Source organism: Thiohalocapsa marina, assembly GCF_008632335.1.
Lineage (GTDB): Bacteria > Pseudomonadota > Gammaproteobacteria > Chromatiales > Chromatiaceae > Thiohalocapsa > Thiohalocapsa marina.
Window position 1 is genome coordinate 19,200 of record NZ_VWXX01000033.1, and the last position, 21,712, is coordinate 40,911.

At 66.6% G+C, this 21,712-nt stretch carries 21 protein-coding genes and 1 pseudogene; 17 read left to right on the plus strand and 5 right to left on the minus strand.

Going from position 1 to position 21,712, the window contains the following annotated elements:
- The first annotated feature begins 22 nt into the window (after window positions 1-22).
- The 10 genes from pufL (at window position 23) to F2Q65_RS15825 (ending at window position 8,894) form a co-directional block, all read left to right on the plus strand.
- Window positions 23-844 (plus strand): photosynthetic reaction center subunit L, encoded by an 822-nt coding sequence (pufL, locus tag F2Q65_RS15780; RefSeq protein ID WP_150094374.1) that lies wholly within the window; start codon window positions 23-25, stop codon window positions 842-844.
- Window positions 845-859: 15 nt separating this feature from the next.
- On the plus strand, window positions 860-1,834 hold the full coding sequence (pufM, locus tag F2Q65_RS15785) for a photosynthetic reaction center subunit M (protein WP_150094375.1): 975 nt from the start codon (window positions 860-862) through the stop codon (window positions 1,832-1,834).
- Window positions 1,831-3,096 (plus strand): photosynthetic reaction center cytochrome PufC, encoded by a 1,266-nt coding sequence (gene pufC, locus F2Q65_RS15790; RefSeq protein ID WP_150094376.1) that lies wholly within the window; start codon window positions 1,831-1,833, stop codon window positions 3,094-3,096. Before pufM ends, pufC begins: the two co-directional genes overlap by 4 nt.
- Window positions 3,097-3,182: 86 nt before the next feature.
- The gene (gene pufB, locus F2Q65_RS15795) at window positions 3,183-3,326 is read left to right on the plus strand and encodes a light-harvesting antenna LH1, beta subunit (RefSeq protein WP_150094377.1); all 144 of its coding nucleotides are present in this window, start codon (window positions 3,183-3,185) and stop codon (window positions 3,324-3,326) included.
- Between the two features lie 92 nt (window positions 3,327-3,418).
- The gene (pufA, locus tag F2Q65_RS15800) at window positions 3,419-3,610 is read left to right on the plus strand and encodes a light-harvesting antenna LH1, alpha subunit (RefSeq protein WP_150094378.1); all 192 of its coding nucleotides are present in this window, start codon (window positions 3,419-3,421) and stop codon (window positions 3,608-3,610) included.
- A gap of 176 nt (window positions 3,611-3,786) precedes the next feature.
- The gene (gene pufB, locus F2Q65_RS15805; protein ID WP_150094379.1) at window positions 3,787-3,930 is read left to right on the plus strand and encodes a light-harvesting antenna LH1, beta subunit; all 144 of its coding nucleotides are present in this window, start codon (window positions 3,787-3,789) and stop codon (window positions 3,928-3,930) included.
- An 88-nt stretch (window positions 3,931-4,018) separates the two neighbouring features.
- The gene (pufA, locus tag F2Q65_RS15810) at window positions 4,019-4,162 is read left to right on the plus strand and encodes a light-harvesting antenna LH1, alpha subunit (RefSeq protein WP_281291049.1); all 144 of its coding nucleotides are present in this window, start codon (window positions 4,019-4,021) and stop codon (window positions 4,160-4,162) included.
- Between the two features lie 233 nt (window positions 4,163-4,395).
- Window positions 4,396-5,070, plus strand: a complete 675-nt coding sequence (locus tag F2Q65_RS15815; protein ID WP_150094380.1) for an ABC transporter ATP-binding protein — start codon at window positions 4,396-4,398, stop codon at window positions 5,068-5,070.
- Entirely contained in the window at window positions 5,067-7,703 is a 2,637-nt protein-coding gene (locus tag F2Q65_RS15820) for an ABC transporter permease (RefSeq protein WP_150094381.1), read from the plus strand. Before F2Q65_RS15815 ends, F2Q65_RS15820 begins: the two co-directional genes overlap by 4 nt.
- Window positions 7,704-7,739: 36 nt before the next feature.
- Window positions 7,740-8,894, plus strand: a complete 1,155-nt coding sequence (locus F2Q65_RS15825; RefSeq protein WP_246156278.1) for a lipocalin-like domain-containing protein — start codon at window positions 7,740-7,742, stop codon at window positions 8,892-8,894.
- A gap of 51 nt (window positions 8,895-8,945) precedes the next feature.
- Here F2Q65_RS15825 and F2Q65_RS15830 read toward each other — a convergent pair whose 3' ends face one another.
- On the minus strand, window positions 8,946-10,028 hold the full coding sequence (locus F2Q65_RS15830) for a Fe(3+) ABC transporter substrate-binding protein (protein WP_150094382.1): 1,083 nt from the start codon (window positions 10,026-10,028) through the stop codon (window positions 8,946-8,948).
- A gap of 395 nt (window positions 10,029-10,423) precedes the next feature.
- On the opposite strand from F2Q65_RS15830, the gene sufB reads away from it, so the two are divergent.
- The 4 genes from sufB to F2Q65_RS15850 all read left to right on the plus strand — a co-directional run bounded on the left by sufB (window position 10,424) and on the right by F2Q65_RS15850 (window position 14,676).
- The gene (gene sufB, locus F2Q65_RS15835) at window positions 10,424-11,911 is read left to right on the plus strand and encodes a Fe-S cluster assembly protein SufB (protein ID WP_150094383.1); all 1,488 of its coding nucleotides are present in this window, start codon (window positions 10,424-10,426) and stop codon (window positions 11,909-11,911) included.
- A gap of 201 nt (window positions 11,912-12,112) precedes the next feature.
- Window positions 12,113-12,868 carry a Fe-S cluster assembly ATPase SufC gene (gene sufC, locus F2Q65_RS15840; protein ID WP_150094384.1) on the plus strand — a complete coding sequence of 252 codons (756 nt, stop codon included), beginning with the start codon at window positions 12,113-12,115 and terminating at the stop codon, window positions 12,866-12,868.
- On the plus strand, window positions 12,865-14,193 hold the full coding sequence (gene sufD / locus F2Q65_RS15845) for a Fe-S cluster assembly protein SufD (RefSeq protein ID WP_150094385.1): 1,329 nt from the start codon (window positions 12,865-12,867) through the stop codon (window positions 14,191-14,193). Before sufC ends, sufD begins: the two co-directional genes overlap by 4 nt.
- Before the next feature lie 63 nt (window positions 14,194-14,256).
- Window positions 14,257-14,676, plus strand: a complete 420-nt coding sequence (locus F2Q65_RS15850) for an SUF system Fe-S cluster assembly protein (RefSeq protein WP_150094386.1) — start codon at window positions 14,257-14,259, stop codon at window positions 14,674-14,676.
- Window positions 14,677-14,965: 289 nt separating this feature from the next.
- Here the strand turns inward: F2Q65_RS15850 and F2Q65_RS15855 are convergent.
- Window positions 14,966-15,967: pseudogene (locus F2Q65_RS15855) on the minus strand (AI-2E family transporter); the annotation flags it as partial.
- 123 nt (window positions 15,968-16,090) lie between these two features.
- Between F2Q65_RS15855 and F2Q65_RS15860 the strand changes: the two are divergent.
- The gene (locus F2Q65_RS15860) at window positions 16,091-16,534 is read left to right on the plus strand and encodes a hypothetical protein (protein ID WP_150094387.1); all 444 of its coding nucleotides are present in this window, start codon (window positions 16,091-16,093) and stop codon (window positions 16,532-16,534) included.
- Window positions 16,535-17,098: 564 nt separating this feature from the next.
- Window positions 17,099-17,989, plus strand: a complete 891-nt coding sequence (locus tag F2Q65_RS15865; RefSeq protein ID WP_150094388.1) for a hypothetical protein — start codon at window positions 17,099-17,101, stop codon at window positions 17,987-17,989.
- Window positions 17,990-18,025: 36 nt separating this feature from the next.
- On the opposite strand, the gene asd is transcribed toward F2Q65_RS15865, so the two are convergent.
- The 3 genes from asd to F2Q65_RS15880 all read right to left on the minus strand — a co-directional run bounded on the left by asd (window position 18,026) and on the right by F2Q65_RS15880 (window position 20,982).
- Complete coding sequence (asd, locus tag F2Q65_RS15870) at window positions 18,026-18,901, minus strand: archaetidylserine decarboxylase (protein ID WP_246156279.1); 876 nt, start codon at window positions 18,899-18,901, stop codon at window positions 18,026-18,028.
- A 13-nt stretch (window positions 18,902-18,914) separates the two neighbouring features.
- Window positions 18,915-19,673: a hypothetical protein gene (locus F2Q65_RS15875; protein ID WP_150094390.1), complete on the minus strand. Its 759-nt coding sequence runs from the start codon at window positions 19,671-19,673 to the stop codon at window positions 18,915-18,917.
- A gap of 106 nt (window positions 19,674-19,779) precedes the next feature.
- Entirely contained in the window at window positions 19,780-20,982 is a 1,203-nt protein-coding gene (locus F2Q65_RS15880; RefSeq protein WP_150094391.1) for a pyridoxal-phosphate-dependent aminotransferase family protein, read from the minus strand.
- A 248-nt stretch (window positions 20,983-21,230) separates the two neighbouring features.
- Here F2Q65_RS15880 and msrB point away from each other — a divergent pair, with 248 nt between their 5' ends.
- Window positions 21,231-21,632 (plus strand): peptide-methionine (R)-S-oxide reductase MsrB, encoded by a 402-nt coding sequence (msrB, locus tag F2Q65_RS15885; RefSeq protein WP_150094392.1) that lies wholly within the window; start codon window positions 21,231-21,233, stop codon window positions 21,630-21,632.
- The last annotated feature ends 80 nt before the right edge of the window (window positions 21,633-21,712 follow it).

Below are 21,712 nucleotides of genomic sequence, written 5' to 3' on the forward strand. Positions count from 1 at the left end.
CTCCCCAGCAGAGGAATCAACAATGGCCATGCTGAGTTTTGAGAAAAAATACCGCGTTCGTGGCGGTACCCTGTTGGGAGGGGATCTGTTCGACTTCTGGGTGGGGCCGTTCTACGTCGGCTTCTTCGGGGTCACGACGGTCTTCTTCGCCACCCTGGGTACGCTGCTCATCATCTGGGGGGCGGCCATCGGCCCAACCTGGAACATCTGGCGCATCAACATCGCGCCGCCTGACCTGAGCTACGGCCTGGGAATGGCACCGCTGACCGAAGGAGGGCTGTGGCAGATCATCACCATCTGTGCCATCGGCGCCTTCGTCTCCTGGGCCCTGCGGCAGGTCGAGATCTCGCGCAAGCTGGGCATGGGGCTGCACGTCCCGTTCGCCTTCAGCTTCGCGATCCTGGCCTACGTGACCCTGGTGGTGATCCGTCCGGTGCTGCTGGGTGCCTGGGGTCACGGCTTCCCGTATGGCATCTTCAGCCATCTGGACTGGGTATCCAACGTCGGCTACCAGTACCTGCACTTCCACTACAACCCGGCCCACATGCTGGCGATCACGTTCTTCTTCACGAACGCGCTGGCACTGGGACTGCATGGTTCGCTGATCCTGTCGGTGGCCAATCCGCAGAAGGGTGAGCCTGTGAAGACCGGCGAGCACGAGAACACCTTCTTCCGTGATCTGGTCGGCTACTCCATCGGTGCCCTGGGCATCCATCGCCTGGGTCTGTTCCTCGCCATCAACGCTGCCTTCTGGAGCGCCGTCTGCATCGTGCTGAGCGGCCCGTTCTGGACCCGCGGCTGGCCGGAATGGTGGAACTGGTGGCTCGAGCTTCCGCTGTGGTAACCAGAGGACACCAACATGGCTGAATATCAAAACATCTTTACGCGAGTGCAGATTCGCGAGCCGGGCTACCCCGGTGTCCCGTTGCCGAAAGGGGAACTGCCCCGCCTCGGCAAGCCGCTGTTCAACTACTGGATCGGCAAGATCGGCGATGCGCAGATCGGTCCCATTTATCTGGGCTTTGCTGGCACGGCATCGCTGATCTTCGGCTTCATCGCCATCGAGATCATCGGCTTCAACATGCTGGCCTCGGTGAACTGGAGCCCGGTGGAGTTCGTCAAGAACTTCTTCTGGCTTGCGCTGGAACCGCCACCGCCCTCCTACGGGCTGAGCATTCCCCCGCTCGGTGACGGTGGCTGGTGGCTGATGGCCGGTTTCTTCCTGACCGTGTCGATCCTGCTCTGGTGGGTGCGGACCTACCAGCGGGCCATCGCGCTTGGCACCGGCACGCATGTGGCGTGGGCCTTTGCGGCGGCCATCTTCTTCTACCTGACGCTGGGCTTCATCCGCCCGTTGCTGATGGGTAGCTGGGGCGAGGCGGTGCCGTTCGGCATCTTCCCGCACCTGGACTGGACCGCGGCCATCTCGATCCGCTACGGCAACTTCTACTACAACCCGTTCCACGCACTGTCCATCGCCTTCCTGTACGGCTCCGCCGTGCTGTTCGCGATGCACGGCGGCACCATCCTGGCGGTCTCCCGCTACGGTGGCGACCGCGAGATCGACCAGATCACCGACCGCGGTACCGCCGCCGAGCGTGCGATGCTGCTGTGGCGCTGGACCATGGGCTTCAATGCCACCATGGAATCCATCCATCGCTGGGCCTGGTGGTTCGCCGTCCTGACGGTCATCACCGCCGGCATCGGCATCCTGCTGACCGGCACCGTGGTTGAGAACTGGTATCTGTGGGGTATCAAGCACGGCCTCGTTGCTCCGTATCCGTCGGAACTGACCATTGAGGATCCGAGCCTACTGCAGGGGGCGCCGCAATGATGTTACTCAATCACAAGACGCTGACGTTCGCGGCACTAGGTGTCTCGGCGTTCCTGGCGGGCTGCGAAATGCCGCCTCCGGAGACCGTGCAGAACGGCTACCGGGGCCTGCAGATGCAGACCAACTACAACCCGCGGCTGCTGCAGGCATCCCTGGATGCCAATGTGCCGCCGGAGCCGATCCCCGCAGCCGCCCCGGGTGGCCCGCTGGCCAAGGACATGTACAAGAACGTACAGGTCCTGGGTGAACTGACGGTGGGTGAGTTCAACCGCCTGATGGTCGCCATGACCAACTGGGTGGCCCCGCAGGAGGGTTGCTACTACTGCCACGTGAACGAGGGCTTCGAGTACGACGGCATCTACACCAAGGTGGTGTCGCGCCGCATGCTGCAGATGACCCAGGAGACCAACGCCAACTGGAAGGACCACGTGGCCGATACCGGCGTGACCTGCTACACCTGCCATCGCGGCAAGCCGGTACCCGAGTATGTGTGGACCAGTGATCCGGGTCCGGGGCAGCCGTCCGCCATCGCGCCGACGGGGCAGAACATCGCGGCCAAGTCCGTCGCCTATGCGTCGTTGCCGTACGATCCGTTCACGCCGTATCTGCTGGCGGACAACGACATCCGCATCATCGGCGATACCGTGCTGCCGGAGGGCAACCGCCGCTCCATCAAGCAGGCGGAATGGACCTATGGCCTGATGATGCACATGTCCGATGCCCTGGGCGTGAACTGCACCTACTGCCACAACTCCCGTTCGTTCTACTCGTGGGATCAGAGCACGCCGCAGCGGACCACCGCCTGGTACGCCATCCGGCATGTGCGCGAGATGAACAACGACTACATCGTGCCGCTGGGCGAGGTGCTGCCGGAATCGCGCAAGGGACCGCTGGGCGATCCGTACAAGATCTACTGCACCACCTGCCATCAGGGCGCCTACAAGCCGCTCTATGCTGCACAGATGCTGAAGGACTATCCGTCCCTGGCGCAGCCGCTGCCCGAAGGCGGACTGGCGGCGATCCGCGCGGCTGCAGCTGAGGCCGAGGCCGCAACGGAAGAGACCCCTGCAGAGGCCGTGCCGGCGGAGGCCGCTCCGGCCGAAGAGGCCGCGGCTCCGGCAGAGGCGGTCACCCCGGTGGCCGAAGCGCCCGTCGAGGACGCCCCGGCCGCCGAAGCGCCGAAGCTGCGTTATCCGCCCCCGGGCATGATGCAGTACCCGCCGGCACCGCTGCAGTATCCGCCGCCGCCGGCCGCCCGCTGATAAGTCTGGCGGGTGCTTGCACCCGCCGCACAGGCCGTCCGCAGGCGGCCACTTGGTCAAATTCGACACATTGAGAGGTACATGTAATGGCTACCGAAAACAGCATCACCGGACTGACCGAAGAAGAGGCCCAGGAATTCCACGGCTTCTTCGTGCAGAGCATGTCGGGCTTCATCGGCGTCGCCGCCTTTGCCCACCTGCTGGCCTGGTTCTGGCGCCCATGGCTGTAGGCCCGTGCGTGCCCTTCGGGGCAAAACGCTCTACTGACCGGGTGGGACCCGATAACCGTCGGGCCTCCCGAAGCCTCTAACGGAGTACGCAAATGCACCAAATCTGGCGATTGTTCGATCCGCGCCGCACCCTGATGGCTCTGCTGAGCTTCCTGTTCGCGCTGGCGCTGGTCATTCACTTCATCCTGTTGATGTCGCCGGGCTTCAATTGGATCAGCACGTCCAAGGCGGTGGCACCGTCGACCAACATGTCGGCAATGCCCCCGGCGCGAACCCTGAATTGAGTGTTTTCGGCCCGGTTTCGGATGATTTGTTGACCGGTGCCGTGGTCGACGCACTTTGTTCCGGTTACGTTGAAGGCGGTATGTGCCGCCGGCACGCCCTCTTGGGCAACCCCGCCGCGGGGGAGTATCGCGGAAATGGCCGCAAGGCCTAATCAGGCAAACTGGAGGTTGATTCCATGGCTGAAAACCAAAGCCTGTCTGGCTTGACCGAAGAAGAGGCACAGGAATTCCACGGATTCTTCGTGCAGAGCATGTCCGGGTTCATCGGCGTTGCCGCCTTTGCCCACCTGCTGGCATGGTTCTGGCGCCCCTGGCTGTAATCCGCGCCATTCCGGCCCTTGGACCTCTTTTTAACGGGCGGCACGCAGTGGTTTGCGTCAACCCGGCACACGCATTAGGAGACGACTCATGCAAAGCATGCACAAGATCTGGCAGATCTTTGACCCACGCAGGACCCTGGTAGCCCTGTTCGGCTTTCTGTTCGTGCTCGCGCTGTTGATCCACTTCATCCTGCTGAGCAGCGCCGACTTCAACTGGCTCGGTGGCGCCTGAGCGTCCAGCCATGTCGAACGGCTGATGCCGGCTCCACTGGGGCCGGCCGTATCGGTGCGGGGCCGCGCTCTCATGGCCCCGTGACCGACTCGATTCGCATGAAAGGCAGCATCACGCTGCCTTTCATGCGTTCGGACTGCCGACCCGAAACACCCCGGTTCGCCAGCCTGCACTTGGGATCTTCGGGCCATGTGCTTACCTTTCCAGCATCGTCACCACTCCCGGATCGGGCCATGTTGCGCATCGAGAACCTATCGAAACGCTTTGATCGAGGGCCCGGACACCCGCTTTTTCAAGGCGTGAACCTGCACCTGCAGCCGGGGGAGTCCGTGGCCGTGATGGGAGAATCCGGCGTCGGCAAGTCGACGCTGCTCAACTGCATCGCCGGGCTCGAATCGGTGGATGGCGGTTCCATCCGCTTGCGGGGCAGGGAACTGACCACCCTGGACGAGGATGCCCGCGCCATGTTGCGACGGCGGGACTTCGGCTTCGTGTTCCAGGCCTTCCACATCCTGCCCCATCTGACGCTGGCCCAGAATGTCGCGCTGCCGCTGTGGCTGCTGGACCAGCCGGAGGCGGACGCGGACCGGCGTGCCCGCGCCATGCTGGAGCGGGTCGGTCTTGGCCAACGGGCCGATGACTGGCCACGGTATCTTTCCGGTGGCGAACTGCAGCGGGTGGCGATCGCCCGTTCCCTGGTGCACGAACCGGCACTGGTGCTGTGTGACGAACCCACCGGCAACCTCGATCCGGAGCGGGCGGTGGACGTGCTGGGCCTGTTGTTCGAGCGCATCCGCGACGCTGGCGCCATCGGTATCCTGGTGACCCATTCCCGCACGGCCGCCGGCCATGCGGACCGTCTGCTCTCTCTGACCGCCTCCGGTCTGCGAGAGTCGCCCGCCGCATGAGGCCGACCCCGAGCCCTGTGCTGCGCCGGCTCTTCCTCGGCAGCCTGCGCCGACGGCGGCTGGCCACCGCGCTGTCGCTGCTGGCCATCGCGCTGGGGGTGACCCTGGGCCTGGCGGTGCAGCTGATCCATGCGGCGGCGATCGAGGAGTTCGACCGCGGCGTCCGCTTGGTGACCGGCGTGGCGGATCTGCAAGCCGTGGGGCCGCGCATGGGCTTCGACGAGGCCCTGTATCCCCGGCTGGCCCGGCGCCCGGAGATCGACAGCGCCAGCCCGGTGCTGGAGGTACAGGCGCAACTGCCCGAGCATCAGCGTCGCCTGCGCCTGCTCGGGGTGGATGTCTTCCGGGTCGGTGCCGTCACCCCCGGCCTGCTGCCGGTGCCCGAAGCAGAAGCAGACCCAGGACCAGAAACCGGCGCTGGCCGGGACACGGCAGATGTCGCCGGCGCTGCGCAGGCCGCGGACGCCGGGTCGGCCGACGCTGCGGCCGACCGCTTCGCCATCCTGCGCGAGGATGTCGTGTTCCTGAGTCCTGCCGCGCTGAACCGGCTGGGACTGTCGGTGGGTGATCGCCTGCAGGTCCAGGCCGGTACGCAGACGCTCGGGCTGCGGGTGGCCGGGCGTGTGCCGGGCGCCGGTCTCGATCAGGAACTGGCGGTGATGGACATCGCCGCGGCGCAGCAGGCGTTCGACCGGCTCGGACGGCTGACCCGGGTCGACCTGCGCCTGGTCGCCGGCATGGACCCCAAGCGGGCCCGTGATGCACTGCAGGGACAGATGCCTGCGGGCATCGTCCTGCGTACGCCGGAAGAGTCCGCCGACGAGGTGCTGGGCCTGTCGCGGGCCTACCGGGTCAACCTGACCATGCTCGCGGCCATTGCGCTGCTCACGGGCGGGTTCCTGGTCTTCTCCACCCAACTGCTTGCGGTGGTGCGGCGCCGGCGGGAATTCGCCTTCCTGCGCGCCCTGGGGCTGGGCCGGCGCCGTCTTCTGGGTGGCTTGCTGGCGGAGGGGGCGGTGCTGGGCCTGGTCGGTGGCCTGCTGGGTATCCTGCTGTCGTATCTGCTGGCGGCACTGGCCATGGGGTTCCTTGGCGGCGACCTCGGGGCCGGCTTCTTTCAGGGCCTGCAGCCGCAGCTGCGTGCGCAACCGGTGGTGACCCTGATCTACCTGGGGCTCGCGGTGCTGGCGGGCGTCGCCGGGGCCTGGCTGCCGGCACGGGAGGCGGCGCGGATGCTGCCCGCCCACGGGCTGCGCTCTGGCGACGAATCCGAGGTCTTTCGCGGCAGGCCCCGCTGGGGTCTCGCCGGACTGGTGCTGGCGGCGGCCCTGGTCAGTGCGCTGTTGCCGTCCGTCGGCGGCATCCCGGTGTTCGGCTACGCGGCAGTGGCCCTGGTGCTGGTGGGCGCCGTGCTGGTGCTGCCGGGGGTCACGCCCTGGGGGCTGCGCCTGCTGCCCGTTCACCGCCCGCTGCCACGCCTGGCCCGCGCGCGGCTTTCGGCGGCCCCGGGACAGGTTGCGGTGGCTGGTGCCGGGGTGGTTGCAAGCGTGGCCCTGGCGGTGTCCATGGCCATCATGGTCAGCTCGTTCCGCGTCTCGCTGGACGACTGGCTGGGCCGCATGCTGCCGGCGGACCTCTACCTGCGTGCCGCCGAGAGCGATGCCAGCGGCTACCTGGAGCCGGCTGCGGTGGCCGCAGTGGAGGCCCTGCCGGGGGTCATCCGGGTGCGGCCGGTGCGCTTCGACACCGTGCGGATCACCGGGGTCGACGGACCCGTTGCCCTGATTGCGCGACCGGTGGCGGGCACCTCCGGCCTGCCGCTGGTGGCCGGCGGACCGCCTTCGGCGAGCACATCCCGGCTTGAAACCAGTCGAGACGCCGCTGCCGAAGGGCGCCCCGTCTGGCTCTCCGAGGCGCTGGCGGACCGGCTGCAACTGGGCATCGGCGATGCGCTTTCTCTGCCCCTGGGCGGGCGGGCGCACGGATTCCGCGTGCAGGGCGTCTGGCGTGACTATGCCCGCCAGCAGGGTGCGGCGGTGATCGAACTGTCCGACTACCGGGCCCTCAGCGGCGACCAGCGCACCAATGACGTGGGCATCTTCCTGGCGCCGTCGGCACAGCCGGAGCAGGTGATGGCACAGATTCGCGAGGCCCTGGACGGCGGCTTCAGCGAGATGATCCAGCCCGGCGCGCTGCGGGCCATCATCCTGCAGGTGTTCGACCGTACCTTTCTGGTGACCTATCTGATGGAGGCGGTGGCGGTGCTCATCGGCCTGTTCGGCATCAGCACCACCTATGCGGCGTTGGCGGACAGTCGCCGCAAGGAGTTCGGCATCCTGCGTCATCTCGGTCTGCGTCGGCGCGAGATCGGCAACCTGCTGGCCATGGAGGCGGCGCTGAGTGCGGCAATCGGGGTGCTGGTGGGGCTGGCTGCCGGTGGCGCCATTGCGCTGGTGCTGGTGGAGGTCATCAACTGGCAAAGCTTCGGCTGGAGCATGGACATCCGCCTGCCCGTTGGCGTGCTGGCGGGCTTCAGTCTCGCGATGGTGCTGCTGGCGGCGGTCGCGGCGCGGCTGTCGGGCTATCAGGCCATGCGCCAGGATGCCGTGCTGGCGGTGCGGGAGGATTGGTGATGACACCCGACCCACTCATGCTGTTTCTGCAAACTGATGGTCAATACAACTGACATGAAGGCGCCGGCTCGCCGGTCGGCTGCGCCTTGGCGCGCTGTTGCGTCGCGGCTGTCGCGCTCGCTTCCGGCGCTGGTGCTGTTGGCCTGGCTGCCCTGGGCGTCCGGGGTCGCCGGGGACTTCGCCAGGGTGCAGGCAGGCGCTGCGCTGGAGTTTCCGCGAGACCATGGCGCACACCCGGCCTTTCGTACGGAGTGGTGGTACGTCACCGGCTGGCTGACGGATGACGCCGGACGCGAACGCGGCTTTCAGGTCACCTTCTTTCGGGTCGGCACCGGCATCGGTGCGGACAACCCCAGCCGCTTTGCGCCAAGCCAGCTGATCCTGGCCCATGCGGCCGTCGCTGACCCGGCCCAGGGCCGGCTGCTGCATGCCGAGCGCATCGAGCGCGCCCTGGAGCCGCTGGCGGGCGCGGCGCGCGGTGTGACTCGTGTCTGGATCGGTGACTGGGCGCTGGTGCTGGAGCAGGATCGCTACCTCGCGCGCATCGACACGGACCGTTTCGATCTGGCGCTGCAACTGACCCCCGACGGTCCGCCGGTGCTCAATGGCCGGGGCGGCTTCAGCCAGAAGACGCCGAATCCGCGCAATGCCAGCTGGTATTACAGTCGGCCGCAACTGGCGGTGGAGGGTCGTCTGCGCGTTGACGGTGAGGAGCAGGCGGTGCGTGGCCAGGCCTGGATGGACCATGAGTGGTCCAGCGAGATCATGCCACCGGAGGCCCAGGGCTGGGACTGGATCGGCATCAATCTGCACGACGGTGGGGCGCTGATGGCGTTTCAGATGCGTCACCGCGACGGCTCGTCACTGTGGACGGCCGGGACCCTGCGCAAGGCGACCGGGGAGACCCGGGTGCTGGCGCCGGAGCAGGTGCGCTTCCTGCCCCGACGGTCGTGGCGTTCGCCGCGGTCCGGCACGGATTTTCCGGTGGAATGGGACCTCGACATCGATGGCCGGCGACTGTCGTTGCGACCGCTGATGGATGATCAGGAACTGGATTCCCAGGGCTCCAGCGGCGTGCTGTACTGGGAAGGGGCGGTGCGGGTATTCGAACGGGAGCAGGGGCAGGAGCGTGAGATCGGCCGCGGCTATCTGGAGATGACGGGCTACGGCCGGCGGCCGTCGGGCCTGTAGCCCGACCGCCGACCTCCAGCCCACTCAGCCTGTGGCACAGGCAGCCGGCCGTCACTTCCAGCCGGCGCGGTCCATCAGCCGGACGGCCTCGCCGTTCAGCGCACCCAGTTGGTCCAGCGTCAGCGTATCGGCCTTAAAGCGGCCCCACTTGGCCAGCACGGGGCTGACGTCGATAGATTCGACTACCGGATATTCGCCGTTGGCCTCGGCGTACCAGGCCTGGGACTCCGGGCTGACCAGGAATTCCATCAACCGGATGGCCGCGTCCCTGTTCCTGGCGGCCTTGGTCACGGCGGCCCCGCTGACATTGACGTGTGTGCCGCGCCCGTCACCCTGGCCGGGCTGATTCGGCCAGAAGATGGCCATCTGCAGCGCCGGCTCGCGCTCGGCGGGATCGTCGGATTCGAGCATGCCGGCCAGGTAGTAGGTGTTGGCCACGGCGAGATCGCACTGGCCCGCTGCGGCGGCCTTGATCTGGTCGCGGTCGCCGCCCTTGGGCGGTCGCGCCATGTTGGCCACCAGTGCCCGCGCCCAGGCCTCGGTAGCGTCGGCGCCATTGGCGGTGATCATCGACGCCACCAGCGACTGGTTGTAGATGTTGCTCGATGAGCGGATGCAGATGCGGCCCTTCCATTCGGGCGCCGCCAGCGCCTCGTAGGTGGACAGCTCCGCCGGATCGACCCGGCCCTTGACGTACAGGATGGGCCGGGCGCGCAGCGAGAGTCCATACCAGTGTCCCTGCGGGTCGCGGTAGCTGGCGGGGATGGCCGTGGTCAGGGCGTCGGATGTGATGGCCTGGGTGACGCCGGCCTCCTTGGCCCGGTGCAGGTTGCCGGCATCCACGGTCAGCAACAGGTCGGCGGGGCTGTTGACGCCCTCGCTGCGCAGCCGTTGCAGCAGGGCGTCCGCCTTGCCGGTGACCAGGTTCACCTGGATGCCGGTGGCGTCGGTGAAGCGGTCCAGCAGGGGCCGGATCAGGTCTTCCTTGCGGGCGGAGTACAGGTTGACCTCTTCGATGGCGAGGGCGCTGGCGGGCGGGAGGGTCAGCGCCAGTGCGACAGCGACCAGTGGCACCTGGGTCAGGAAACGCCGCCGGGCGGACGAATGGCGGGGTCTGGAGAAGGCGTAGAACATGCGACAGCACTCCTAAATGATTGGCCGTATTGCAATTGTGATCCCTTGCCCGTTGCACACCGGCGGCACGCTGGCGTCAGGGGCGGGCCGGCAGGACACCAGGCTCGCTAAAATAATGCGAACCATTAGCGTTTTCAACCATAAATTCCCGCATTTATTCTCCGGGCGCACAGGGGCATGCGCCCTGTCTGGCCCTTGAAACCTGTTGCGACCGTTATGATTTAACCCTCACTGAAGAGATCGCCCGGCCCAGATCGGTGAAGATCGCCGGCTTGATTCCCGGCATCGCCGCCGCACCATAAACCAAGTAAACTGCTCAGTTTTCGCCCCCGGATCAATGGTCCCGGCTTTCGGACCACCGGGCCATGGCGCCAGGCAGACAGTTGGAGACAGTCATGAGCGCACTTACCGAACAGCTCGCGCGCGAGCCCGCAAACCCGAATGTCGACGCGGACGGGGCCTATGATCACCTCGTGCAGTCGGAATACGAGCATGGGTTTGTCACCGACATCGAGTCGGACACCCTGCCGCCGGGGCTCGACGAGGACGTCATCCGCACCATCTCGCGCCGCAAGGGCGAGCCGGAATGGATGCTGGAGTGGCGTCTGAAGGCTTACCGCAACTGGCTCGAGATGCCCACGCCCGAGTGGGCGGCGGTGCACTATCCGCCCATCGACTTCCAGGCCATCTCCTACTTCTCGGCGCCCAAGCGCAAGCAGTTGCAGAGCCTGGACGAGGTGGACCCGGTGCTGCTGGAGACCTACGAGAAGTTGGGCATCCCCATCGAGGAGCAGAAGGCCCTGGCCGGGGTGGCGGTAGACGCCGTCTTCGACAGCGTGTCGGTGGCGACCACCTTCCGCGAGAAGCTTGCAGAGGTGGGCGTGATCTTCTGCTCCATCTCCGAGGCCCTGCAGGAGTACCCGGAACTGGTGCGCAAGTACATCGGCACCGTGGTTACGCCGAAAGACAACTTCTACGCCGGCCTGAACTCCGCCGTCTTCACCGACGGTACCTTCGTCTATGTGCCGAAGCACACCCGCTGCCCGATGGAGCTCAGCACCTATTTCCGCATCAACGAGGCCAAGACGGGTCAGTTCGAGCGTACCCTGATCGTCGCCGACGAGGGCAGCTATGTCAGCTATCTGGAGGGTTGCACGGCCCCCCAGCGCGACGAGAACCAGCTGCATGCCGCGGTGGTGGAACTGATTGCTCTGGACGACGCAGAGATCAAGTACTCCACGGTGCAGAACTGGTATCCAGGCGACGAGGACGGGCGCGGCGGCATCTACAACTTCGTCACCAAGCGCGGCGACTGCCGCGGCGCGCGCTCGAAGATCTCCTGGACCCAGGTGGAGACCGGCTCGGCCATCACCTGGAAATACCCCAGCTGCATCCTGCGGGGCGACGACTCCATCGGCGAGTTCTACTCCGTGGCCGTGACCAAGGGACGCCAGCAGGCCGACACCGGCACCAAGATGATTCACATGGGGCGCAATACCCGCTCCACCATCGTCAGCAAGGGCATCTCCGCCCAGCACGGGCAGCAGTCCTACCGCGGCCTGGTGCGGATTGCCGGCAAGGCGGAGGGCGCGCGCAACCACACCCAGTGCGACTCGCTGCTGATCGGCGATCAGTGCGCCGCCAACACCTTCCCGTACATCGAGGTGAAGAACCCCACGGCGAAGATGGAGCACGAGGCCACGACGTCGAAGATCAGCGATGACCAGCTGTTCTACTGCCGCTCGCGCGGACTGTCGGAGGAAGACGCCGTGTCCATGATCGTCAACGGCTTCTGCAAGGAGGTCTTCAACGAACTGCCGATGGAGTTCGCCGTGGAGGCGCAGAAGCTGCTCAGCATCAGCCTGGAAGGCGCCGTCGGCTGATCCGATTCGGCGCTTGCCGTGTGGGGCAAGACGCCCCGCCATGTTCGGCGGCGCAGGCCGCTGATCATGCAGCGAATCGGGCGCTGAACATTCGCATCGTCTGCTGATTTTGGGCCCTGTTCAGCATCAGGGACGCCCATGGATCAGCAGCTGCCTGAAGAACCTGGCGCATCGCGCCAACGCAACGATTGGGGTCGTAACATGTTGTCTGTCAAAGGCCTGATGGCCGAAGTTGGGGGCAAGGAGATTCTCAGGGGCCTGGACCTGGAGGTGGCTCCGGGTGAAATACACGCCATCATGGGGCCGAACGGCTCCGGCAAGAGCACCTTCGCCCACGTCCTGTCGGGTCGTGAGGGTTACACCGTCACCGGCGGCAGTGTCACCTTCGACGGCAGGGACCTGCTGGAACTCGAGCCTGAAGAGCGTGCCTGCGTGGGCCTGTTCCTGGCGTTCCAGTACCCGGTGGAACTGCCCGGCGTCAACAACACCTATTTCCTCAAGGCTGCCCTGAATGCGATGCGCAAGTACCGCGGCGAGCCGGAGCTGGATGCGGTGTCGTTCATGCGCCTGATGAAGGACAAGCTGAAGATTCTGCATCTGGATGACAGCCTGCTGAAGCGGCCGGTGAACTTCGGCTTTTCCGGCGGCGAGAAGAAGCGCAATGAGATCTTCCAGATGGCGCTGCTGGAGCCCAAGCTGGCCATCCTGGACGAGACCGATTCGGGACTGGACATCGATGCCCTGCGCATCGTCGCCGACGGCGTCAACGCCCTGCGCAGTCCGGAGCGGTCCATGATCGTCGTCACCCACTACCAGCGGTTGCTGGACTACATCCAGCCCGACCATGTGCATGTGCTGGCCAAGGGGCGGATCATCCGTTCCGGCGGCAAGGACCTGGCGCTGGAGCTGGAAGACAAGGGCTACGGCTGGATCGTCGAGGAAGAGGCGGCGGCATGAGCACGACAACGCAAGCACAGACCAACGGTGTCTTCGACGCCTGGGTGGCCGACGGTGGCGACGCACCGGCCGGTCCGGACTGGCTGCAGGCCGCCCGTCGCGATGCCCGGGCGCGGATCGCCACCCAGGGCGCTCCCACGGCCAAGGCGGAGGGCTGGCGCTACACCGGCCTGCGTGACCTGATGCAGCAGGACTTCCAGCGCGTTCACGAGCCGGTCTCCGCGCTGCAGCCGGGCGACATCGACGAGGCCCTGATCCCCGGTCTCGACGCCCATCGCGTGGTGGTGGTCAACGGCCGTTATGTGCCCCAGCTATCGGCCCTTGGCACCCTGCCGACCGGTGTGCGCGTGGGCGGACTGCACGCTATGCTGCAGTCCGATCCGGCGGCCCTCGAAGGCCGGCTGACGCAGATCGCCGGCGCCGGCTGTCACGTCTTCGCGACATTGAACACCGCGGCCATGGACGACGGTCTGGTGCTGCTGCTGGAGCGGGGCGCGGTGCTGCAGCGGCCGATCGAGCTGATCCATCTTTCCGTAGGCATGGACGAGCCGCGCGTGGCCCAGCCGCGCCATCTGATCCACCTCGGCGACGGCGCCCAGGCGGAGGTGATCGAGCGCTACCTGAGTCTGGGCGACTCACTGTATTGCACCAACTCCCTGCTGGAAATCGAGCTGGGGCGCGACGCGCTGCTCAGGCATCGGCGGATCCAGCTGGAAAGCCCGCACGCCTTCCATATCACGGGCCTGTACCTGAGTCAGGGTGCGAACAGCCAGTACGACGGCGTCAACATCGGTCTGGGGTCCGCCTGGGCGCGCACCGATCTGGTGACCCGGTTCCGTGGCGAGCATGCCCGCTGCGACCTGTCCGGCCTCTATCTGGCGGGGGATCGGCAACTGGTGGACTACCACATGGACATCCGCCACGATCTGCCCAACTGCGCCAGCAGCGAGAACTTCAAGGGCATCGTCCATGGCCGGGGCCGGGCGGTGTTCGACGGTCTGGTCTACGTGGCGCCGGGCGCCAGCAAGACGGATGCGGCCATGTCCAACCGCAACCTGATGCTGTCGGAAAACGCCGAGGTGGATACCAAGCCGCAGCTGGAGATCTACAACGACGACGTCAAGTGCAGCCATGGCACCACCGTCGGCCAGATCGAGCCGGAGATGTTGTTCTACCTGCGCTCGCGGGGCATCTCGGCGCCTCTGGCGCGGCGCATGCTTTGTCTGGGTTTCGCCGGCGAGATCATCGACGCCCTCGGCAATGAGGCCCTGCGGCAGCATGTGGCGGAGCAGGTCGGGCAGCGCCTGGAGCAGGCGCCGGTCTGAGGCCGGTGCTGCATGGGTGCTCTGCCGGGTTCCGACTGTAACGGGTATTCAGGGGTTGACCAAATGAACAGACTTGCGCGTTTCGCCGGGTTTGGGTCCGGACATGAACAGGGCGTCGATCGCGATCAGCCAGACGCCACCGTAGCCAGCACCGAGGTCGATGTCGAGCGGATGTCTTCCGAGGAGCTGCGCGAGCCCATCATCGCTGCCTTGCGCCAGGTGCATGACCCCGAGATTCCGGTCAACATCTACGACCTGGGGCTGATCTACGAGATCGACATCGCCGGCAACGGTAATGTGCACATCGACATGACCCTGACGGCGCCGGCCTGTCCGGTGGCCGGCATGATGCCGGTCATGGTTCGGGACGCGGTGGCGCGGGTCGAAGGCGTCGGCGAGGTGGATGTGGAACTTGTCTGGGATCCGCCCTGGAGCCAGGAGAAGATGTCGGAAGAGGCGCTGCTGACCCTGGGGATGATGTGACCGGACCGTCGGCGGATATCGCAGCCGCTGACGTGTCCGGTCGGCCCGCCGCCGGGTCGACGCTTTCCGGTCCGACACCTTCCGGGTCGACTTTCTCCGAGTCGACTTTCTCCGGGCCGATTTTCTCTGGGCCAACCTCCTCTGGACCAGCGCTGAATTCCGGCGCAGCCACGTCGTCCGTCAGGATGGTCGCCGGCTGCTCCACGCCCACGCTCACCGTGGCCGACGGCGTGCGGCCCACCGCCGGCAGCAGGTCCTTGAATGCCACGCCGTAGATCTCCCAGAGGGTGAGAAACAGCGACGCGATCAGCGGGCCGATCAGCAGTCCGCTCATGCCGAACATGAACAGCCCGCCCAGGGTGCCGAAGAAGATCATCAGTTCATGCATGTTGGTGTCCTTTCCCACCAGCACCGGTCGCAGCAGATTGTCCACGCTGCCGACCACGATGGCGCAGAACAGGAACAACCCGGCACCGGCGGCGACATTGCCCTGAAACACCAGGATCAATGACGCGGGTACCCAGATCACCGCGGAGCCGATGCCGGGCACGATCGACAGCACGGCCATCACCGTGCCCCAGAACACCGCATTGCCCACCCCGGCCACGGCAAACGCCAGGCCCGCCAGCGTTCCCTGCAGCAACCCGATCAGCAGCGTGCCCTTGACCATGGCGCGGGTCACGGACGTGAACTTCTCCAGCATCAGGCGCTCGTCGCTGTCCTCCAGCGGCAGGTAGTACAGGATGGCGTCCACCACCTTCTTGCCGTCCAGCAGGAAGAAAAACAGCGTGTAACAGAACACCAGGGTCATGAACAGGAAGTTGGCGGTGCCGACAGCGACACTGGACAGGCCACCCACCAGCAGGGCGCCTGCCGCCTCGATGGACTCGGCCGCTTTCTGCCGCAGCTGATCCTCGTACGGCATCAGTTCCTCCCAGTACGGCAGCCGGTGCAACCAGTCGGCCAGCGTGCTGGGCTCCTTGAGGAAGGTGGTGGCCACGGGCACCACGGACTGCCCCACGTTCACCGCCTGGCCAACGAAGATGCCGGTCAGCACCACCAGGGGGATCAGCACCATGAACAACAACAGCAGCAGCGTGGCGAACGAGGCCAGGTAGCGATTGCCGCCGAATGTGCCAGTCAGCCGGACGAACAGCGGGTGGCTCATGGCAGCAAAGAGCGCAGCCATGAAGATCGCCAGCAGAAAGGACTGGATCATGGCCAGGAACAGCAGGGATATGCCGGCCACCAGCATCAGCAGCACGGTCTTGTTGATGGTTTCCTTGTGCATGGTCTGGCTCCCGGCGTCGCGAATAGTTGAGTATTTTCATGGATTATGGCCGGCACTGGGCGACAGAATGTGCATAACGTCATGGTCGTCGTGGCCGTCATCGCTCAAAAGAGGCAATGTACCTTGGACAGCTTTACCAGAAATTACACCATTGTATTGGTCGCCATCCTGCTCGGTCTGCTTGCCTGGTGGGGCTCGTCGGTCTGGCAGCCGCGGGTCTGGGAATTGAATGACCTGCTGGAGGCGGACGCCGAACTGGCCGACTATCCCTACCAGTTCCGGCTGGTCAGGCTTGACGGCGGCGTGGCGACCCTGTCGACGCCCCGCTCATTCCAGTTTCCGGCCGTGCGCTTCCTGCAGCTGATCCATCCCGAACTGGCGGGTCAGTCTCAGGATGATCCGGGCATGATGGCCGCGCAGCAAGACCTCATCGATCATCAGAAGCGCGCCCAGGGCCTGATGCTGGCGCAGCCGGATGTGCAGCGGGTGGACTGGGAACTGGATGTGAAATGGCTCAGCGATCACGGCGTGCATGCGCCGTCAGCCGGATCGTCTGCGATGCGTTGACTTTTCATGCCGAGCCGGGGCCTCCGAGACGGCCGCCCTGGCCTTGTGGTGGTAAGTCTCCATTGAAAAACTGCGCGTTTTCAGGCAGCGTACGCATCCTCGTGGTAGGACCGGGCTGGAGTCCGGCCGGCAGGACCTGCGCTGATGTCCGCTGGTGAACCGGCGTGCCAGGCCCAACATCAGGCCTTGTGCGACATCACGCGCCGAACACATCGGCCCCGGATCGGTATCGGTGACCCTGTTGGCGATTCGATCCACCAGGCCGGTCTGCCGGCTTGGCCTGCCTGATCGGCCAGCCGGATCGGTCCGACAACCTTTAGGCCACCGACTCTGGCCTGCCAGTGTAGTGCATCGGCTTTGATCATCGGTGCAGGTTGTCGGTGCAGTCCGGCCGATCCGTTTGCCAGTTCTGGCTGCCGATCTCGAACCAGCGGCCCTGGGTCATCGTTCGGGTTGCCAGCCGGGCCGCCAGTCAGGCCCGCCGGACCGAACTGCGGTTTTTCAGCTTTTGAATACGCCCTGAGACGACGCGCGGGTGCCGCGCAAGAATGAGGTACGAAGATCGTGACTAACCCACTTCCCTGGCTTGCCAAGCAGTTCTCGACGCTTGGCAAAGACGATATCGGAACCCTCCTGGTGAAGGGCACCGTCGCCTTCATCGTGGTCGGTGTGCTTTACCTGCTGCTCGGCAGCGGCGGCGGCCCTGCGGCACCCACGCCGGACCAGATCCGCGCCAACCTGGCACGCATCGGCCAGGTCGAGCTGGCTGCGCCGCCGGCCCCCGCCCCTGCGGCACCGGCCAAGGTCGCCCCGGCGGAGCCGGCTCCAGAACCAGCCTCACAGCCGGCTGAAGAAACCGCTGCTGCGGCGGCCGCCGAGCCTGCGGCGGAAACGGATGCCGAGTCGGCTGCAGAGGCCGCTTCTGAGCCCGCACCAGAACCCACCTTGGAACAGGCCGCCGTCGAGCCGGAGGCAAAGCCGGAGCCGGCCGCCGAAGCAGTGCCGGAAGCCGTCGAGGCCGCTGCCGCGCCTGCGGCGGAGCCCCAGCCTGAATCGGCGTCTGCGGCGGCCCCAGAGGCAACGCCCGCTGACGTAACACCTGCTCCAGCCGCCGCTGAGACCGCCGATGCGGCAGCCGAAGCCGAAGCATCCGCCCCGGCAGTCGAAGTGTCTGCACAGCCCGCGCCGGTGGAGGAGCCAGCGACCGATGCGTCCGCTGGCGAGTCGGCGCCAGTCACCGAGTCGGCCGCCGCCGCACCAGCGGAGACCGCTCCCGCAGCGGCGCCTGCTCCGGCCCCAGTTCCGGCCCCGGCCCCGGCCCCGGCCCCTGTCTACGTGATGCCGCTGTCACCGCCCGGCACCTTCACCGTGCCTGTGGCCCCGCGTCCCATGGGGCCGACCCGTCCTGCTCCGCACTGGGCACCGCAGTTCTCGCCGATGCCGTCGTCGCGCTGAACCGCGGCCGGACTGGATCTGACGCCGAACCGTGCGTCAGTCCCGCAGATGCCCGAGTGCGCGTCCAACGCGCACCGGGCTCCCCGCTCCCAGCTCCCGCGTCCAGTCGGCGCTGCCATCGGGCAGCAGCAGGATGACCGTGGAGCCCATGTTGAACCGACCCATCTCTTCGCCCCGCTCCAGCGCCACGGGTTGATCCGGCGACGCGACCACGCGGGTGATGCGCCGGCCGCGGGGCGGTGTGATGCGCCCGCCCCAGACCGTCTCGATGCTGCCGACAAAGATGGCACCCACCAGCACCATGGCCATGGGTCCAGCCGGTGTGTCGAAGATGCAGACCACCCGCTCGTTGCGGGCAAACAGCCGCGGCACCCCGCGGGTGGTGGTGGGGTTGACGCTGAACAGGCGGCCCGGCACATGGATCGTCTGCCGCAGTCGGCCGGCGATGGGCATGTGGATCCGGTGGTAGTCCCGCGGCGACAGGTAGAGCGTGGCGAACAGGCCGGCGTCGAATTCCGCCGCCAGCCGGGCGTCTCCGCCCAGCAATTCCGTGGTGCTGTAGTCCTGGCCCTTGGCCTGGAACAGGGTGCCGTCCTGGATGCGGCCAAGCTGGCTGACCGCGCCGTCCACAGGCGACAGCAGAGCGCTTTCTGTCGGATCCAGCGGCCGGGCATCGTCGCGCAGGGCCCGGGTGAAGAAGGCGTTGACACTGGGATAGGCCGCCGGCGAGGGATTGGCCGCCTCCTGCAGGTCCACGTCGAAGCGGCGGGCGAACAGCCGGATGGCCTGTGTCGTGACCATCCCCAGTCGCAGCCGGGTGAGCCGGAACATGGCCGCCGACAGGGCATGCTGTGGAAGCCCGTACTGCAGGGCCACGAACAGCCGCTGGGCCGGCGTCAGTGGCTGGGTCAAGGGTGCATCGGGCTCAGCGGCCCGGTTCGGAGGTGGGTGGTGCATTCGTTTGGTCAGGGTTCCGGTCGGAGATCCAGTCGTCCGCATCGTCGGCACGGTCTGCAAGGGTGCGGATGTCGTCGGCAATGGCCGCCGCGGTCTGCTCCGCCGGGAACAGGGCCACCAGGCGGCCACGGGGCTCGATCAGGAAGAATGCCGGCGTGGGCGCGGCGGATGCAGGGTCTGAGCCTGGAGTCGTGTCGGCAGCCGCCCGGTTAACAAACTGGTCAGCGGACAGGTCGCTGGCGCCGACGGCAGCCCGCAGCGCCTCGATCTCCGTCGGCTCGCCAGCAAGGATGGCGATGGCGGGGGTCAGGCGTTCGAAGTCCTGCGCCAGCGCCGGTGTCCTCTCCGGCGCCCTATCTGGCGTCGTCCCGGGGACCACCCCGGACGCCGGGCCGGTATCGAGCAAGCGCAGCTGAAGCTGCTCGCGCAGTTGTGGCCGGTCGGCCAGGCGGTTGAACACCTCGATCTGCTTGCTGATGCCGAGATGTCCTGCGGCACTGTCCAGGGGGGCGAATGCGAGCAGGCTCCAGGCGCCCCGCAGGGCCTCTTCGCCCGCCGTGCGGCCCGCACTGTCCGTCAGGCGTACTTCCGGCAGCGGCTGGGGCGGGCGGATCAGCACGCCGCTGATCCGGGGCGGCTCACTGCGCCCGTGCTGGTACTGGTTGCCCCACTGGTAGCCGATCAGGAAGAGTCCCACGGCGGCCACCGCCATGATCAGGCGCGGCAACAGGGGCCGGCTGCGGCGCGGCGGGCGACCAGACTCGAAACCGGATTGGAAGCCAGTCTGGGAACCAGGCTGGCGGCGGGTCGGGCCGCTGGGCATCAGGATCCGGTCACATGCGGGCCTGCGGCAGGGCGCCCTGCGCGGCCTGCAGCGCGGCGCCGGTGTCGACGCCGGCACCGAGGTCGTTCAGGACGCTGCCCAGGGCGCCGATGCAGAGCACGATGTTTTCGCGGCGGCACGACCACCCCATCAGGCCGATGCGCCAGACCTTGCCGGCCAGGGCGCCGAGCCCGGCGCCGATCTCAAGGTTGTATTCGTTCAGCAGGCGGGCGCGCACCGTCGCATCATCGATGCCGGCCGGGATGGAGACTGCGTTCAGCTGCGGCAGGCGCTCCGCCTCCGGCACCACCAGTTCCAGCCCCATGGCCTCCAGCCCCGCGCGCAGGGCCAGATGGTGTGCCTGATGGCGCGCCCAGCTTTGCTCGATGCCCTCCTCGGCCAGCATGACCAGGGACTCATGCAATGCATACAGGGCATTGACCGGTGCGGTGTGATGATAGCTCCGCTTGGTCTGGCCCGGCGTACCGCCACCCCAGTAGCCCAGCACCAGGTTCAGATCCAGGAACCAGCTGCGCACCGGGGTAGCGCGCGCCGTGACCTTCGCCAGCGCGCGCTCGCTGAAGCTGACCGGGGCCAGGCCCGGTGTGCACGACAGGCACTTCTGGCTGCCGGAATAGACGGCATCGATGCCCCAGTCGTCCACCAGCAGCGGCGAGCCCGCCAGGGCGGTGACGGCATCGACGATGGTCAGGCAGCCATAGCGACGGGCGATCTCGGCCAGTGTCCGGGTGTCCGAACTGGCGCCGGTGGAGGTCTCGGCCTGAACGAAGGCGACGATCTTCGCATCGGGATGCGCCTTCAGGGTATCCTCCAGCTTGCCGGGGTCCACTGCGCGACCCCAGGGGTCCTCGATGCAGATCGGCTCGCCGCCGGCGCGGATCACGTTCTCCCGCATGCGGCCGCCGAAGACGCCGTTGATGCAGACCACCACCTTGTCGCCCGGCTCCACCAGGTTCACGAAGCAGGTCTCCATGCCCGCGGAGCCCGGCGCCGACACCGGCATGGTCAGCCGGTTATCGGTGCGGAAGGCGTAGCGCAGCAGATCCTTCAGCTCGTCCATCATGCCGCCGAAGACCGGGTCGAGATGTCCGACGGTGGGGCGCGACAGGGCGGCGAGCACGCGCGGATGGAGATCGGCGGGCCCCGGCCCCATCAAGGTGCGTACCGGGGGCTGGAAAGAGCTGGCATTCATGATGAATTTGCTTTCGATTCAGGGGTTTTGCCCGGGGGCGAATAACGGCCTGGCAGTATAGGGCGTCGCCGCAGGCCGCTCAAGCACGGATGCCGGCTCCCAGCCTCCAGCCGCCAGCCGCCAGCCGCCAGCTCCCAGCCGTTGCCCCCGACCCGTACGCGGCTTTGCGGCCAATCGAGCCACGGCAGAAGGACAGGCTTTTTCAATCGCCGGCCGCGTCCGGTTCATTACTGAGGAGACGATGCGCAATGAGTGAGAAGATCGCCAAGACCGACACCCAATGGCGCGAACAACTGACAGCGGAACAGTTCCGCGTCTGTCGCCAACAAGGCACCGAGCCGGCCTTCAGCGGGGCCTATCACGCCAGCAAGTCGCCCGGTCAGTACCGGTGCGTCTGTTGCGGCGCCGACCTGTTCAGCTCGGCGCACAAATACGACTCCGGCAGCGGCTGGCCCAGCTTCTGGCAGCCGTCCGCGGCGGACGCCATCGGCACCGAGTGTGACCGCAGTCATGGTATGGTGCGTACCGAAGTTCACTGCAGCCGCTGCGGGTCGCACCTGGGACATGTCTTCCCCGACGGCCCGGAACCCACGGGCCTGCGCTACTGCATCAATTCCGTGTCGCTGGACTTCCAGCCTGACGCCGACTGAACGCCGCCGTTCGACCGAGTCCGCCCGCGAAAACCGAACGCTCGCTTGCTAAAGGAAACGCTGATTTATTCAGCATTTCC